Origin of the sequence: Pseudomonas sp. NyZ480 (assembly GCF_029537255.1) — a bacterium.
GTDB classification, from domain to species: domain Bacteria; phylum Pseudomonadota; class Gammaproteobacteria; order Pseudomonadales; family Pseudomonadaceae; genus Aquipseudomonas; species Aquipseudomonas taiwanensis.
The window spans coordinates 3112200-3126290 of record NZ_CP120626.1; the positions used below are offsets into that span (position 1 = coordinate 3112200).

14 protein-coding genes are annotated in these 14091 nt (G+C 61.6%); 3 read left to right on the forward strand and 11 right to left on the reverse strand.

Going from position 1 to position 14091, the window contains the following annotated elements:
- Positions 1-60: 60 nt before the first annotated feature.
- Positions 61-1140, reverse strand: a complete 1080-nt coding sequence (locus P3R38_RS14190; RefSeq protein WP_023380900.1) for a 4-oxalomesaconate tautomerase — start codon at positions 1138-1140, stop codon at positions 61-63.
- Between the two features lie 146 nt (positions 1141-1286).
- On the opposite strand from P3R38_RS14190, the gene P3R38_RS14195 reads away from it, so the two are divergent.
- Positions 1287-2180, forward strand: coding sequence for a LysR family transcriptional regulator (locus P3R38_RS14195; protein ID WP_023380901.1), 894 nt, complete (start codon positions 1287-1289; stop codon positions 2178-2180).
- Positions 2181-2240: 60 nt separating this feature from the next.
- On the opposite strand, the gene tcuB is transcribed toward P3R38_RS14195, so the two are convergent.
- The 4 genes from tcuB to P3R38_RS14215 all read right to left on the reverse strand — a co-directional run bounded on the left by tcuB (position 2241) and on the right by P3R38_RS14215 (position 7744).
- The gene (tcuB, locus tag P3R38_RS14200; protein WP_277686313.1) at positions 2241-3422 is read right to left on the reverse strand and encodes a tricarballylate utilization 4Fe-4S protein TcuB; all 1182 of its coding nucleotides are present in this window, start codon (positions 3420-3422) and stop codon (positions 2241-2243) included.
- Positions 3403-4857, reverse strand: coding sequence for an FAD-dependent tricarballylate dehydrogenase TcuA (gene tcuA / locus P3R38_RS14205; protein ID WP_104883621.1), 1455 nt, complete (start codon positions 4855-4857; stop codon positions 3403-3405). Before tcuA ends, tcuB begins: the two co-directional genes overlap by 20 nt.
- Positions 4858-5005: 148 nt before the next feature.
- Positions 5006-5926, reverse strand: coding sequence for a LysR family transcriptional regulator (locus tag P3R38_RS14210; RefSeq protein WP_104881666.1), 921 nt, complete (start codon positions 5924-5926; stop codon positions 5006-5008).
- A 303-nt stretch (positions 5927-6229) separates the two neighbouring features.
- Positions 6230-7744, reverse strand: coding sequence for a PLP-dependent aminotransferase family protein (locus tag P3R38_RS14215; RefSeq protein WP_023380905.1), 1515 nt, complete (start codon positions 7742-7744; stop codon positions 6230-6232).
- A 183-nt stretch (positions 7745-7927) separates the two neighbouring features.
- On the opposite strand from P3R38_RS14215, the gene P3R38_RS14220 reads away from it, so the two are divergent.
- The gene (locus tag P3R38_RS14220) at positions 7928-8377 is read left to right on the forward strand and encodes a carboxymuconolactone decarboxylase family protein (protein WP_023380906.1); all 450 of its coding nucleotides are present in this window, start codon (positions 7928-7930) and stop codon (positions 8375-8377) included.
- A gap of 168 nt (positions 8378-8545) precedes the next feature.
- On the opposite strand, the gene P3R38_RS14225 is transcribed toward P3R38_RS14220, so the two are convergent.
- The 4 genes from P3R38_RS14225 to P3R38_RS14240 form a co-directional block, all read right to left on the reverse strand.
- Complete coding sequence (locus P3R38_RS14225) at positions 8546-9061, reverse strand: cupin domain-containing protein (protein WP_104883619.1); 516 nt, start codon at positions 9059-9061, stop codon at positions 8546-8548.
- A 296-nt stretch (positions 9062-9357) separates the two neighbouring features.
- A complete protein-coding gene (locus P3R38_RS14230) occupies positions 9358-9513 on the reverse strand; it encodes a hypothetical protein (RefSeq protein WP_177429940.1) in 156 nt (51 codons plus the stop codon).
- A 177-nt stretch (positions 9514-9690) separates the two neighbouring features.
- Positions 9691-10479, reverse strand: a complete 789-nt coding sequence (gene xth / locus P3R38_RS14235; RefSeq protein ID WP_023380908.1) for an exodeoxyribonuclease III — start codon at positions 10477-10479, stop codon at positions 9691-9693.
- Positions 10480-10724: 245 nt separating this feature from the next.
- On the reverse strand, positions 10725-11624 hold the full coding sequence (locus P3R38_RS14240) for a LysR family transcriptional regulator (RefSeq protein WP_027906708.1): 900 nt from the start codon (positions 11622-11624) through the stop codon (positions 10725-10727).
- Positions 11625-11730: 106 nt separating this feature from the next.
- On the opposite strand from P3R38_RS14240, the gene P3R38_RS14245 reads away from it, so the two are divergent.
- Positions 11731-12732: a zinc-dependent alcohol dehydrogenase family protein gene (locus tag P3R38_RS14245; protein WP_027906709.1), complete on the forward strand. Its 1002-nt coding sequence runs from the start codon at positions 11731-11733 to the stop codon at positions 12730-12732.
- Between the two features lie 160 nt (positions 12733-12892).
- Here P3R38_RS14245 and P3R38_RS14250 read toward each other — a convergent pair whose 3' ends face one another.
- Positions 12893-13675: an SDR family oxidoreductase gene (locus P3R38_RS14250; protein WP_277686314.1), complete on the reverse strand. Its 783-nt coding sequence runs from the start codon at positions 13673-13675 to the stop codon at positions 12893-12895.
- Positions 13672-13998 carry a nuclear transport factor 2 family protein gene (locus P3R38_RS14255; protein WP_023380912.1) on the reverse strand — a complete coding sequence of 109 codons (327 nt, stop codon included), beginning with the start codon at positions 13996-13998 and terminating at the stop codon, positions 13672-13674. Before P3R38_RS14255 ends, P3R38_RS14250 begins: the two co-directional genes overlap by 4 nt.
- Between the last annotated feature and the right edge of the window lie 93 nt (positions 13999-14091).

Consider the following 14091-nt stretch of genomic DNA (forward strand, 5'->3'; position numbering starts at 1 on the left):
GCATCACCCATTGTTGAAATTGTGCGGATGTGCTGGTTGCCGATGTGATCGGCCTGTTGCCTACCCTGCCAGCCTGCGCAAGGTTGGGGCGTAGACGAAACCTGAGAACAGCCGGCGGGCGGTTCGTACCACAGAGGCCTGGAGCGTCTTGCCGTCGGCACCGCTGCGCGAGAGCGCCACGTCGATGCCACCGCTCGGATGTTCCAGACGGACTTCTTCCAAGTGCTGGGCTTGCTCGCCGAGCATGTCCATGATCACGGTGCCAGGGCTGACGCAGGCAGTCGCCAAGCCAATAGCACCGGTGATGGCCAAGGCCCGGTGGCAGTTATGAGGCATGAAGTAACGCACCTGGAGCGTGCCGTCATGACGCGGCGGAGAAACCAGGACAGGCTTCGGGATCACCATGCCGCTGACATCGCCCAGCCCCATCGCCTTGCCGGCCTTCAGGCGCAGGGCCTCCAGCCGTTGCAGCAGGCGGGTATCGGCATCCAGTTGCGCCGGGGTCTCTGAACCGGTCATGCCCAATTCGCTGGCATGGACGATCATCATCGGCATGGCCATGTCGATGCAGGTGACCGGTACACCGTCGATCACATCCTGGGCCTGGCCAGTGGGGAACAGTTTACCTGTCTTGCTACCGACCGCATCGAGGAAGGTCAGGTGCACCGGGGCGGCAGTCCCTGGTACGCCGTCGATTGCCGTGCGGCCTTCGTATCGCACGATGCCACCTGGTGTTTCCACCAGCGAGTTGACGAAGGTGTTGGTGTTGAGGTTGCGGATGCGAACCAAGGTCTTGCCATCCTGAGGCTTGACCAGGCCTTGCTCGATGGCGAACGGGCCAACGGCGCAGAGCATGTTGCCGCAGTTGGGCGCGGTATCGACCCGGCGCTGGGCAACCATGACCTGAACGAAGAGGTAGTCGACGTCTGCGTCGGCATGCAGCGAAGGGCTGATGATCGCCACCTTGCTGGTTTGCGGGCTACCACCACCGATACCGTCGATTTCCAGTTCGTGCCCGGAACCCATCAGGTTGATCAGCAATTCGTCGCGTTCGACCACATTGGCAGGAAGATCCCATGCGTGGAAAAAAGGCCCCTTGGAGGTGCCACCGCGCATGAGTACGCAAGGAATTCGTTGCATGATTTCGCACTCTTGTTGATCAATGGACATCATTGATGTTGTGGACACAAGATTGACAGGGATGGATAAATCAATCCAATGCAAATATCGTAGGCATTATTGCGAATCATGGATTAATTCACCGCTAAGGCCGGGAGCGAAATCAGATGGAATATGAGCTGCAAGATATACGATCGTTCGTGAAAATCGCCGAACTTGGCAGTTTCCATGAGGCTGCGGAAGCGCTGCATTTGTCGCAGCCGGCCCTGAGTCGGCGGATAAAGAAACTCGAGGAAGGCTTGGGCACCTCGCTGCTCGAACGCACCACCCGTCGCGTCAGCCTCACCAGTGTCGGGCGGGACTTCCTGCCCAAGGCCAGACGCTTGCTCGATGACTTCGAGGACTCGATCCTGAGCATTCGCGAACTGGCCGAACGACAGACCGGCCAGGTCACCCTCGCCTGCATTCCGACCGCAGCGTTTTACTTCCTGCCTTCGGTGATCCGCGACTACAACGAGCAATACCCGAAGATCCGCATTCGCTTGCTGGACCTTAGCGCCAATGATGGGCTCGAGGCCGTGCTGCGGGGTGAGGCTGACTTCGGCATCAACATGATGAGTGGCCAGCACCCGGACATCGAATTCGTCTCCCTGGTGCAGGAACACTTCGTCCTGGCCTGCCGCCGGGACCATAAGCTGGCGACCCGCGACGCCGTCACCTGGACGGAACTTGCCGACTACCGCCTGATCGGCGTAGGCCGCCTGAGCGGCAATCGGATGCTGCTGGACCATGCGCTTTCCGGGCTCAACCTGCGGCCCAAGTGGTTCTATGAGGTCCAGCACCTGTCCACCTCGCTGGGCATGGTCGAGGCCGGGCTGGGGGTGTCGGCCATGCCCAGCCTGGCGATGCCCAGCGCCGACCACCCGACGCTGGTCAGCGTGCCGCTGATCGAACCCCAGGTGACCCGCACCCTGGGCCTGGTCTATCGCCGAGGGGCGTCGCTGTCGCCCGCAGCGGAGAAATTCGTGTCGATCCTGCTGGACAAGTGGCCTAACCGTTGAGCGAGAGGTCTTGCCTGTGGTTTGGCGCAACGCAGGGCGAATGCCAGATGCGATCATGGCTCATTCCCCTCCCAGGCCCAGCGTGTTGGGTCGGCGTTTCTCGATCGCGAACTTGAGCAATGCCGCGCTGCGGAACAGGCCATGGGCGAACTTGCCGTAGGGCAACGTGATGAACAGCGCCATGACCGTACCCAGGTGAATCGCCAGCACGATCGCCATCGCAGCCGTGTCACGCAGGCCCAACAACGCCAGGCCCGTGGCGCTGACCAGCAGCAGAAGCAAGATGAACGCCCGGTCCATGGGACGCTGGGCGACATCGCCCTGCTCCGGCGCCCTGCGAAGGTTGAGCGCCAGCAGCCCGGCTGGCCCGACGATCAACCCAAGACCGCCCAACGTGCCGAGCAACACCGGTGCACTCAACAGGGGGTATGGCGCCTGGTAGCCCAACAGGTAGTGATACCCGGTGGCAACCACTGTGGCGGCGAAACACAGCATGAAGCCGTAGAAGGTGAAGTGATGGAAACGTCGCCGCCACAGTGTGTAGCGATCGTCGGCGTTGTTGCAGCCCTGGCCATGCCCTCCATCGAGATACTTGAGGGTCAATGCCGCACTCGACGCCTCCACCACAGCCCCTTTGACTGGTTGCGCCTGCGCCTCGGCCGGCGAGACCGAACGCCAGAAACGGCGTACCGCGACCGCCAGCGCCAGACTCGCCGCAGCGAAGACACCGCCGAACATCAGCGCCAGGGTGTTATGCGGGAAAACTGCATAGAAATTCCCCTCCAAGCGACCGGGCAACAGCGTGCCGTTGGCGCACAAGGTCAACAGCAAGAACAACGACAGTGCCACTGCCAAAGCACTGGCGACGAAGATGCCGTTGTGTCGATACAAACGTCCGAACAGGGCCGGCCAGGCGTACTCGGCGTAGGTTTGCCCACGCACCTTCGCCATAGCCTGCGGCACGTTGACGGCAAATTCGTGGGGTTGAGCGTACTGGCAAGCATGCAGGCACGCACCGCAGTTGTGGCACAGGTTGGCCAGGTAGTGGATATCTGCCTTGCCGAACTCAAGCCTGCGGGTCATGGCCGGGAACACCGCGCAGAAGCCCTCGCAGTAACGGCAGGCGTTGCAAATGCGCATTTGCCGGTCGACTTCCTGCTCCTCGACGTTCAACACCGGGATCAAATCGAATGCGGGCTGGGCGGCATCAGGCTGGAATGGTTCAGGCAGTTGCGCGGTCATGGCGTTTCTCTTTTTCTGGATGTTCGTAGCCTGCCGCAGCAGCGGCGCTGGTCCCGGCGATGCGCCCGAAGGCGGTACCGATGGACATGCCGACACCGGCGGTGTAGCCCTTGCCCAGCACATTGCCCGCCATCATCTCGCCGGCAACAAACAGGTTCGGGCTGGGATTCCCATCGAAATGGACGGCGGCCGTTTCATCGGTGCGCAGCCCCAGGTAGGTGAAGGTCACACCCGGTCGCAGCGGGTAACCGTAGTACGGAGGTGTATCGATCGGGCGCGCCCAGTGGCTTTTCACAGGCGCCAGGCCTACGGTGTGACAGTCGTCCAGCTGCGTGTGATCGAAGGTACCCACCTGACAGGCATGGTTGTAGGCGCGCACGGTTTCGACGAAGGCTTGGACAGGCAAGCCAAGCAGGCCCGCCAACGCCTCAAGGCTGTCGGCGGTAGCGCCCGGAAACACCGGCGGCATGAATCGACCCAGGGCTTTCTGGTCGATGATCGAGAAACCCACCTGCCCAGGCTGATGGGCCACCAGACGCCCCCAGATGGCATAGCGCTTGGGCCAGAAATCCTCACCTTCATCGTAGAAGCGCTGCCCGTCGCGGTTGACCACCACGCCCAGCGACACACAATCGATGCGGGTGCAGATCCCGCCGTCGTAGAGAGGCGCACGGGCGTCGATCGCTACCATGTGTGCCTGCGTCGGGTCGCCAATCTTGTCTGCGCCCTGTTCGATCAGGCGGCGTAACAGAACCCCGTCGTTGAAACGCGTGCCGCGAATCAGGAAATTGTCCGAGGGCCACTCCCCTCGCGGGTTCTGCCCCCAGGCCTCGCGCAACCACTGACGGTTGGACTCGAACCCCCCGGCTGCAAGCACACAAGTGCGCGCCTCGATGCGCTCGGCAGGAAGGTGCCGGCCCTGGACCTCACGCGCCGGCACATGGGCTGCAACGAAGGATCCCTCTTGCAGTTCAATGTCGGCGACAGGCGTGTCGTAACGTACCTGCACCCCAAGGTTCTCGGCGCTGCGATAGTAGGCATTGATCAGCGCCTTGCCGCCGCCCATGAAAAAGGCGTTGGTTCGTGCGGTATGCAGCGCACCAGATAACGAGGGCTGAAAGTGCACGCCATGACGGCGCATCCACCCGCGGCAATTGGAGGAGGCACGGATCACCAGGCGCGCGAGCTTTTCGTCGGTCTGGCCACCGGTGACCTTCAGCAGGTCCTGCCAGAACTCTTCTTCCGGATACGCGTCGACCAGTACGTCCTGCGGGGCATCATGCATGCACCGCAAGTTACGCGTGTGTTGGGAATTGCCACCCCGCCAGGCGCGGGGGGCAGCCTCAAGCAGCAGTACGCTGGCTCCGGCTTCCCGCGCCATCAGCGCGGCACAGAGGGCGGCATTGCCCCCTCCAATGACTAGCACATCGATCATTTCGCCTCCAAGTCACGAAGCGCCGAATGTTCGGCTGCTCCTCGTGACCAGGGACTCTAATGAGTACCCAGAGGGTCCGAAACGCGATTAGCGGGGGGAGGCATTCAGTTTTTCTAAAGGCTACGGATGGCAATGCCGGGAGACTGAGTCAAAGCAACTGCGCTCCGGGCCATCGGTCCTGCTCCACCAACTCCCGAGAAACCTCCTGCAGCACGATCCGTGTCGCCAAGGCGGCCGGCGAGAGCTCGTCATCGGTCAGGCTGACGATCAGGTTCCGGCGCTGCGCCTGTGCTTCGTCAATGGCGAACACCCGCAAGCCTGCGTGATGCGCCCGTGCGACGGTCGCGCCGGGCTGGATGGTGGCGGCATGCCCTGCACACACGCAATCCATCAACAGCGACAGGCCATCGACTTCCATGACGATCGAGGGTTCCAGCCCGGCCCGTTCGAAGATCGAGCGCAGCGTGGTGCGCAGGCCGTGCTGTGTGCTGGGCATCACCAAAGGCAGCGAGGCGATTTGTTGCAGGGTCAGGGCCTCGCCCCAGTTGGCATCGACCAGCGCGGCGGGAACCAGGACGAACAACCGCTCGTTGAGTAGCGGCCGGACCTCCAGCCTAGGCCCCGCGTCTGCCTGGAACAGCACAGCAAGGTCAAGGTGCCTGGCGTTGAGTTGGTTCATCAGGTAGCCCGACAGCATCTCCACCAGGTGCAGACGGATATCGGGATAGCGTTCGCGCATCCTGTCGATCAACGCCAGACCAAGAATGGATGCAGTAGTCGGTGCCAATCCGACACTGGCATAACCGCTCATACGGCCGCTTTGCGCGGCTAGGACAGCATGATCCGCCTGCCGTAGCGCCAGCCGTGCATGGTATTCGAAGGCCAGGCCCGCTGCCGTCGGCGAGACACCGGTACTAGACCGCGTCAACAACCGAGTACTCACTTCGCTTTCCAGCTTCGACAGTTGCTGGCTCAAGGCAGAAGCGCCAACCCCAAGCTCAAGCGCAGCACGGCCAAGGCTGCCGCACTCCAATACACTGAGGAAATAGCGAAGTTGACGTAATTCCATGTGGGTCTCTTTCAGCGATATGGGTCTGGTCTGGCCCCATGGTAAAGGCAAAAGTGCAATGGCCAAGGTGCGAAAGCCTCAGCGCAACCCGGTGGCCTCAAACGACTCTACACGTCACTGCACGAAAACCCGCACCCGGGCGCTCAAAAGGCGATTGGGGGAATAGACCATAGAGATCGGATTGGACTCAAGCGACCAGCACGCCAGCAACCGAACCCGTGCGTCAGACTCGAAATGCGGTTCGACCATGCCCGCTTCGCGGGTCAAGCCGCTCCCAAAGTGGCCTGGACGCACACTGGCGTATCAGAGCAACAGCCTGTGGTTCTGCAGTGCCTTCCTGACCGCCAACGCTGCTTCAAACAGGGACCGTTCCTCATAAGGCGCGAATCCCAGCAAAAAACCTGCAGACACCGGCGCTTGGAAAAATGGCGAAAGTGGCAGTACATCAACGTTGGCTTCTTCGATTCGACGACCCGCTTCAGACTCGCTACCGACCAGCAATGAGCAAGCGATGTCCAGGCCAGCACGAATCTCCGGCACCTCGATCAAACCCTGCCAGTGTGCTTGAGCTGCGCAGTTGAGCGCCTCAGCACGCAGCGAATAGCGTTTGCGCATGCGTCTGACATGCCGTTCGAAATGCCCTTGATCGAAAAATGCCGCCAGCACCGCCTGACTCAGGCTGTTAGGGTGTCGTGAGGTCAACGCTACCGCGCGGGTAAAGACATCGACCAGATGTGTAGGGAGCGCCAGATACGCCAGGCGAGCGGACGGGAACAGCAGTTTGCTGAATGTGCCGGCGAGGATTACCGACTCATCGGCACCCGCCATGGCGCGCAAGGCTGGAATGGGCTTGGCAATGAATCGATACTCGCTGTCGTAGTCATCTTCAATGATATAGGCCCCAGAAGCGCTCGCCCAACGCAGCAATGCAAGCCTCCTGGCGGGAGACAGTTCATGGCCGGTGGGCATTTGCCGCGAGGGCGTCACATAAGCGAGCTTAGCCTTAGGGGCGGCCTGAATACCATCCTCGACCCGCATACCCTGTTGATCCACCGGGACGCCCACGACCTCACAACCTGCCACCGCCATAAGCTGACGTACCCCCGGGTAACCCGGGTCCTCCATCCAGACGCTCTCCCCTGGCGGAACCAATAAGCGCAAACATAGATCGATCCCCTGTTGCACGCTACTGAGCACCACGATCTGGTCAGCCGAAATATGCACGCCTCGAGCGCAGCCCAGATAGTCGGCGATGGCGTGACGCAAACTCGGCAACCCGGCGGCATCATAATCGAGCAGCGCTTCCAGTTTGGAACTGCGCATCTGCTGGATATGCAGCTTGCGCCAAAGGTCTATCGGGAATGACCGAACGTCACTACGCATCGGGAAGAAAGGACGAAGTCCAGGCGCGACCTTGCGCCTAGCGAATGCCGGCGTGGCAGTCTGCAGCCGCTCGACCCATTCCGTGCTTGGGGGAACCCGCCGCACCGGGATTTGCGCTCCACCGCCTCGCTGGCGGGGAAACACCCGTTGTTTGGCATCAGGCAGCTCCAAGCACACACGGGTGCCACTGCCTGTTCGGCTGACCGCGTAGCCCTCAGACAAAAGCTGCTGATACGCTGCCTGTACCGTTCCGCGTGCGACGCCGAGTCGTGCAGCCAGCGTCCGGCTTCCCGGGAGCTTGCTTCCTGCAGCCAGACGCCCGGCAAGCATTGCCTCGCGCAACTCCAGATACAGCCACTCCTGAAGATTGACGCCCGCAGTTGACCTTCCCGAGGGTAGCGCTATCGCACCGAACAGGGTCGCATCGGATGGCATGGGCACCTCAAAAGTGGATCAGTGAATTAGAGTCCAAGTGGATCAATACTATAGTCCGCTTCATGACCACAATTGAACCCTACCCAAGCTTCTCGCGCTGTGTGCGAACCGGGCCAGGGAATCCCACAAATGACGCCCCGCATGTCGCGCGCTCACCACCGTCCCGAAGAAAGGAAACAACCCATGAGTCGCCTCAATTGGTTTCAAGCTTCGCCTGGCGCAGCCAAGTCCCTTGGAGGTCTGCATCATTTCGTGACCACGGCTACGAATCTGCCGGCCCCCCTCATCCATCTGGTGTTTCTCAGAGTGTCCCAGATCAATGGATGCGCCCACTGCATTGATCTGCATTCACGGGATCTGATCAAAGAAGGTATGTCGGTGGACAAGCTGGTGTTAGTACCGGTATGGCATGAAGCGCAGGACTTGTTCACGGATCTGGAACGCTCGGCTCTGGCCTGGGCAGAGGAAGTCACACGGGTTAGCGAGACCCATGTGTCGGACGAAGCATACGCAGCGGCCTCGGCGATGTTTGCAGAGAAGGACCTCGTTGATCTGACGGCGGCCATTGCCGCCATGAATGCTTTCAACCGTATGGGAGTCAGCTTCCGGTTACGGCCTGCTGCCGAGGCTTGATCCCGAGGTTCATGAAGAAGGCAAAAAAAGGCCCGCGCTAGAACGGGCCGAAGACCTGATTGGGAACGTCGAACGAACGTTACATCTGTTCTGATGAGCGCCCCCGGCAAAGGTTTTTCAGCGATACGGATCACACCGACGAACGGCAACCTCCGCCACGTGCCAGCCTCAGCGCCAATGGGTCATCGGCGCGCCTGTGACGGGGTCCTGCACGGGGCCTGGTACGACAGCGATGCGCGCAATTGCCTGAGCGTAGGTGTGGGCATCAGGCCGCTGGATGTCGTAGTCCTCCTGCCCGCGGGGATAGGCCCCGACCACCAGGAAGTCTTCGCTGCACTCGACGCAGCGATGGCCCGTCCCGGCCGGCAACACCAGCACATCGCCAACCCTCACGCTCAGCGTCTGACCCGCTTCGCCACCGAGGGTCACCTGGGCGCGGCCCGCGGCGACGCCCAATACCTCATGGGCATTGGGATGAAAGTGGTGATAGTCGAATATCCCGGCGCGCCAGAGCGGCGTCCAGCCATGGCCGGCGAACAATGCCTCGAACGCACTGGCATTGTCATTATCAGGGTCGAGCTGCAAGCGATAGCACAACACGGGGAAACGGTTGTTGGGCGTTGCCCCGTCGTCTTCGAAGTGCAGGGTCTGCAGCGCGCCACTGCTGGTGTCGATGTCATTCATCTGTGTCCCGTCCCGATCAGGTTGTCGATGTGCCTGGGAACCCCTCGCCCGAGATGAGGTTCCGGTTAGCCGACCGACGTGAACGCCGTTGAAACTTTACCGGCGCGTGCCAAGTCCAGACCCCTATCGAGGACAGACCGGGAGAAGACAATGAGCGGCACGGTAGGCCACTTTCTGGTGGAGCGCTTGTATCAGTGGGGGGTACGGCGCATCTTCGGCTACCCCGGCGATGGCATCAATGGCATGTTCGGCGCACTGTGCTGATCGAATTCAAGACCGACCCCAACGTGCCGCCGCTACCGCCGCATATCAAGCTGGAACAGGCGAAGCAGTTCGCCAGCACCCTGCTCAAGGGCGCCCCGAACCAGGCTGGGGTCATCGTGCAGACCGCCAAGCAGGTACTCAGCTCGGTACTGCCCGGCAAGAAATACCCCACCGTGAGGACCTGCCATGAGTGCCATTTCCCTAATGGGAGCGAAAACGCACCGCCCGCAGCCAGATCCTCGGGGCGTGGTGTGGGGCGTGGCCATTGGTCGGCGTTGCTGTGGCGGTGGCCAATGCGGTCTACCACGCCACTGGCAAACGCGTCAGGGAGTTTCCGATCACCCTCGACAAACTCCTGTAACCCACTACCTGCGCCCGCCCAGTTCGATCCAGGCGGGCGCGTGGTCGCTGGCCTTGACCTGGTTGCGTACCCAGGCATCGACCCCCGCCCGTTTCAGGTAAGGTGCAAGTTCGGGGTTGAGCAACAAATGGTCGAGGCGTAACCCGGCATTGCGCGCCCAGTGATTGCGAAAGTAATCCCAGAAGGTGTAAACGCGTTCATCGGGATGCAGGTGGCGAATGGCATCGACCCAGCCCACCTCCAGCAGCTGCTGATAGCAGGCGCGGGACTCGGGCTGCAGCAGTGCATCCTTCTGCCATGAGCGCGGGTCGTAGATGTCCAGGTCGGTGGGCACCACGTTGAAGTCGCCCGCCAGCACCGTTGGATGGCCGTTGCCGTGCAGACCCTTGGCGTGCTCGATCAGGCACTCGAACCAGCGCAGCTTGTAGTCGAACTTGGGCCCCGGCTGCGGGTTGCCGTTTGGCAGGTACAGGCAGGCGACCAGCACCCCGTGAACGGCTGCCTCGAGGTAACGGCTCTGCGGGTCATCCTCCATACCCGGCAAGCCCCGGCGCACTTCCAGCGGCTCGCTGTCACGCGCCAGGATGGCTACGCCATTCCACGACGGCTGCCCCTGATAGAGGCAGCCATAGCCTGCCATTTCCAGGTCATGGCGCGGGAATTGCTGATCGGTTGCCTTGAGCTCCTGCAGGCAGGCAATGTCCGGCTGCTCGCGCTCCAGCCAGTTCAGCAGGGCCGGCAGGCGGCTGCGAATGCCATTGATGTTGAAGGTTGCGATTTTCAGCGTTTTCATGCGTCAGGGGCGCTCCCTGGGGCCTGCACGAAGTTTCCAGCGCATGCACACGGGCCGGGACGGCCCGCGTCTTGAGCGCCAGGTCTGTAGCGACATGATGGCAGGCTTTGCTGGACAGCGCACCGCCGAGGGGGCGCCGAATAGACTCCAGTTGCCCCAGGACATGATGGCCAGGTTGGTCGATGCTCATCTGCCGTGAGGTGGGCGCACGCCGACCGCGTACATCACGCATGACAGGTGCGGGTCTATGCCCTACCTGGGAGAACGTGCAGGTGCTCGCGCAGAAAATCGATGAACGCCATCGCCCGTGCCGAATGACGCCGCTCACGACTGAACACCGCACTGACTGGCAGCGCGGTGGCCTTGTAACGGTCGAGCACACTTTGCACGCGGCCTCGTTCAACGTCTGCAGCGAAAAGCCATTGTGGAGAGAGGGAGATGCCCAAGCCGCAGAGGACCATTTCACGAATGGCCTCGCTGCTGTTGCTGGTGACGTTACCGGTGATGGCGATCTCGAACTCGTGCGCCCCGCGCGTGAAGCGCCAGCGGTCGTAATGCTCCAGCAAGGTGAAACCGATGCAATTGTGACCTGCCAGTTCACTCGGCTCCAGGGGCACACCGCAGCGTTCTAGATAAATAGGCGAGGCGTATACCCGTCGCGTGGTTGTGCCTAATGATACCGCCACCAGGCCCTCGGTCTTCACCACTCCAATTCGGATCGCCAGGTCTATGTTTTCCATGAGCAGGTCTTCGTTGTGATCGCTCAGCCGCAGGTCAATTCGCACATCGGGATAGCGCTGCAGAAACGTCCCGATCAGAGGCGCGATGCATAATCGCCCGTAACTGACCGGTGCGGCGACGCGCAGGGGGCCTGCGACCTGCTCCTGGCCACTAGCAAAGCTGCGCGTGGCGCTTTCGACTTGCCCGAGAATTTCCTGGCAGTGGCTGTAGAAACGTTGCCCCTGGTCGGTTAGCGCGAGGTGTCGGGTGCTGCGGGCGAACACTGGCCCGCCCAGGTACTGCTCCAGAGCGCGGATCTGCTTGCTGACGGCGGGCTGGCCCATGTTCAGTTCCCGAGCCACTGCCGAAAAAGACCCACGCTCCACGACCCTCACGAAGACGCGCATGCTGTCGAACAGGTCCATGCCACCAGCCCTCTCTTGGGAATGAGTCATATGCAAATTTAGCTTCTTATCGGAATGGCTCGAAGGGAGCAACTTGTATGCATCCACTCAAACAGAGGTTTCCGTCATGAGTCAGACCATGCTTGCCGCTATCGCCGAGTCCGCCCACGCTCCACTGGTCGTACGGCGCATTGCTCGTCCAGTTCCCGGTAAGGGGCAGATCCTCGTCAAGGTGCACGCCGCCGGGGTCAACCCGCTCGATACCAAGATCGCCAACGGTGCTGGGGCACACGCCCGTCAGCCGCTGCCGGCGGTGCTCGGCCTGGATTTGGCCGGCACGGTCGTCGAGCTCGGCGAGGCGGTAGAAGGCTTCACGCTCGGCCAGGAGGTCTTCGGCATGGCCGGTGGGATCGGCGGGACCCAGGGCACCATGGCCGAATACATCGCCGTGGATGCCCGGCTGATCGCACCCAAACCGCACGCTCTGGACATGTGCGAGGCGGCCGCCTTGCCTTTGGTGTTCATCACCGCCTGGGAAGGTTTGGTGGATCGCGCCAATGTCCGCGCAGGCCAGCAGGTGCTGATTCACGGCGGCGCCGGTGGAGTCGGCCAAATGGCCATCCAGCTGGCCAAGGCGCGTGGGGCCAAAGTCTACGCCACCGGATCGGCCGCCAGCCTCGACTTCATACGCGCCCTGGGAGCCACGGCGATCGACTACCAGGCCCAGCACGTAGCGTCCTATGTGGCGCAACATACGGCCGGGGAAGGTTTCGACATCGTCTATGACACCGTGGGCGGTAGCACGCTGGATGCATCGTTCGAGGCCGTGAAGCCCTATACCGGGCACGTGCTGAGCTGTCTCGGTTGGGGCCAGCACAGTCTTGCGCCGCTATCGTTCAGAAGCGCCACCTATTCGGGCGTGTTCACCCTGACTCCGTTGCTTACGGGCAAGGGCCGCGAACACCACGGAGCAATCCTGCACGAGGCGGCTGAGCTGGCAGATGCCGGGCAACTGAGGATCCGGGTGGATCGGCAACGGTTCGCACTGGACGAGGTCAACGACGCCTTCCGCCAGGTTGCTGAAGGCCGAGCCAAGGGCAAGACGATAATCCAGTTGCCGAGCGAATAGAGTCGAGACGATTGGAAGCCAAAGTACCCGTCCAGCATTTGCCGAGCGGGACCGAAGGCAGTCTGTGGGCAAGGGCAGCTAACGGCCCAAGCAGTAAACAATTTCGGTGATGCGGCGAGCCTTGAGGGCTCGCCGTCGTCCTGTTGATTGCAGCCGTCGATTACAGCGTTGAGATGGTACCGCCGTCGATACGGTGCTCGGACCCTGAGATCGAGGCAGCACGGGGGGACGCGAGGAAGACGATCAAATCGGCAACCTCTTGAGGTTCGGCCGGCCTGCCCAGTGGGATTCCGCCAATCGACTCCATGACAATTCGTTTGCCTCCTTCGTAGTCCGTTCCTGCCTGGGCAGCCAACCGCTCTGCCAGCCTTACGGACGCCTCGGTCTCAATCCACCCAGGCGCGACGCTCAGCACACGAACCCCCTTTGGCGTCACTTCCCTTGCAAGGGATTTGCTGTAGGTGGTGAGCGCTGCCTTGGCGGCGGCGTAGGCGGTGGTGGATTCAGGCAGAGGCATCATGCGCTGAATCGAGCTCACATGGATGATAACGCCTGAGCCCTGGGCAAGCATGGACGGCAATAGCGCGCGATCCAGGCGTACGGCAGGCATCAGATTGAGGTTCAGCTCTGCTAGCCACTGCTCGTCACTGATGGCGGCAAAGCCACCACCTGGAGTGCTTGAACCACCGACCACGTTAATCACGATATCGACCCCGCCCCAGCTCTGCAGCACGGTCTGCGCGACGTGAGCCACGCCTTGTGCCGTCGTCAGATCGGCACCGATATAGGTGACGCCATCCACCGGTCGTGCCGACACGTCGCGCGCCGACGTTGCGACTCTGGCACCAGCCTCCACGAGGGTCTGCACGACTGCAGCGCCAAGGCCCATCGTGCCGCCAGTGACGACTGTGCGCAAACCCTTGAGTTGAAGGTCGAAGCTCATGCCGTTATTTCCAGCGATGCGATCAGGCCGCGTTCAAGACGAAAGCGGTACGACAGAACGATCGGGCTGCCAGGGAACTTGCCAGTGACGTTGGCGCGCACCAGTTGGAGTCCGTCCTGGCGCTCAATGGCAAAGGGCACGCTCGTCGCGCTGTACTTGGCCGAGGCCTCGGCCATGAATGCCTGGATGGCGTTGATACCCGTGTAGGTGTGACCGTCGTCCTTCAAGACGGCTTGCGTATCGAAGCAATGTGCCAAAGCTTCAGGGTCGTGTTCGGCAGCGAAGTACGCAGCAATCGGATCAGGTAGGGTCAAGGTATGCATGTTGTTGGCTCCATGGGGTCAGTGACAGCCTTAGGCTCTGTACGAAAAGCCTTGAAACTCGGTGATGCTGCGCTGAAAACAGCCTCGGAATGC

Coding starts and splice junctions, on each gene's coding strand:
- P3R38_RS14190 (WP_023380900.1), bottom strand. CDS start 1,140: ATGCAACGAATTCCTTGCGTACTCATGCGCGGTGGCACCTCCAAGGGG.
- P3R38_RS14195 (WP_023380901.1), top strand. CDS start 1,287: ATGGAATATGAGCTGCAAGATATACGATCGTTCGTGAAAATCGCCGAA.
- tcuB (WP_277686313.1), bottom strand. CDS start 3,422: ATGACCGCGCAACTGCCTGAACCATTCCAGCCTGATGCCGCCCAGCCC.
- tcuA (WP_104883621.1), bottom strand. CDS start 4,857: ATGATCGATGTGCTAGTCATTGGAGGGGGCAATGCCGCCCTCTGTGCC.
- P3R38_RS14210 (WP_104881666.1), bottom strand. CDS start 5,926: ATGGAATTACGTCAACTTCGCTATTTCCTCAGTGTATTGGAGTGCGGC.
- P3R38_RS14215 (WP_023380905.1), bottom strand. CDS start 7,744: ATGCCATCCGATGCGACCCTGTTCGGTGCGATAGCGCTACCCTCGGGA.
- P3R38_RS14220 (WP_023380906.1), top strand. CDS start 7,928: ATGAGTCGCCTCAATTGGTTTCAAGCTTCGCCTGGCGCAGCCAAGTCC.
- P3R38_RS14225 (WP_104883619.1), bottom strand. CDS start 9,061: ATGAATGACATCGACACCAGCAGTGGCGCGCTGCAGACCCTGCACTTC.
- P3R38_RS14230 (WP_177429940.1), bottom strand. CDS start 9,513: ATGGCAGGTCCTCACGGTGGGGTATTTCTTGCCGGGCAGTACCGAGCT.
- xth (WP_023380908.1), bottom strand. CDS start 10,479: ATGAAAACGCTGAAAATCGCAACCTTCAACATCAATGGCATTCGCAGC.
- P3R38_RS14240 (WP_027906708.1), bottom strand. CDS start 11,624: ATGGACCTGTTCGACAGCATGCGCGTCTTCGTGAGGGTCGTGGAGCGT.
- P3R38_RS14245 (WP_027906709.1), top strand. CDS start 11,731: ATGAGTCAGACCATGCTTGCCGCTATCGCCGAGTCCGCCCACGCTCCA.
- P3R38_RS14250 (WP_277686314.1), bottom strand. CDS start 13,675: ATGAGCTTCGACCTTCAACTCAAGGGTTTGCGCACAGTCGTCACTGGC.
- P3R38_RS14255 (WP_023380912.1), bottom strand. CDS start 13,998: ATGCATACCTTGACCCTACCTGATCCGATTGCTGCGTACTTCGCTGCC.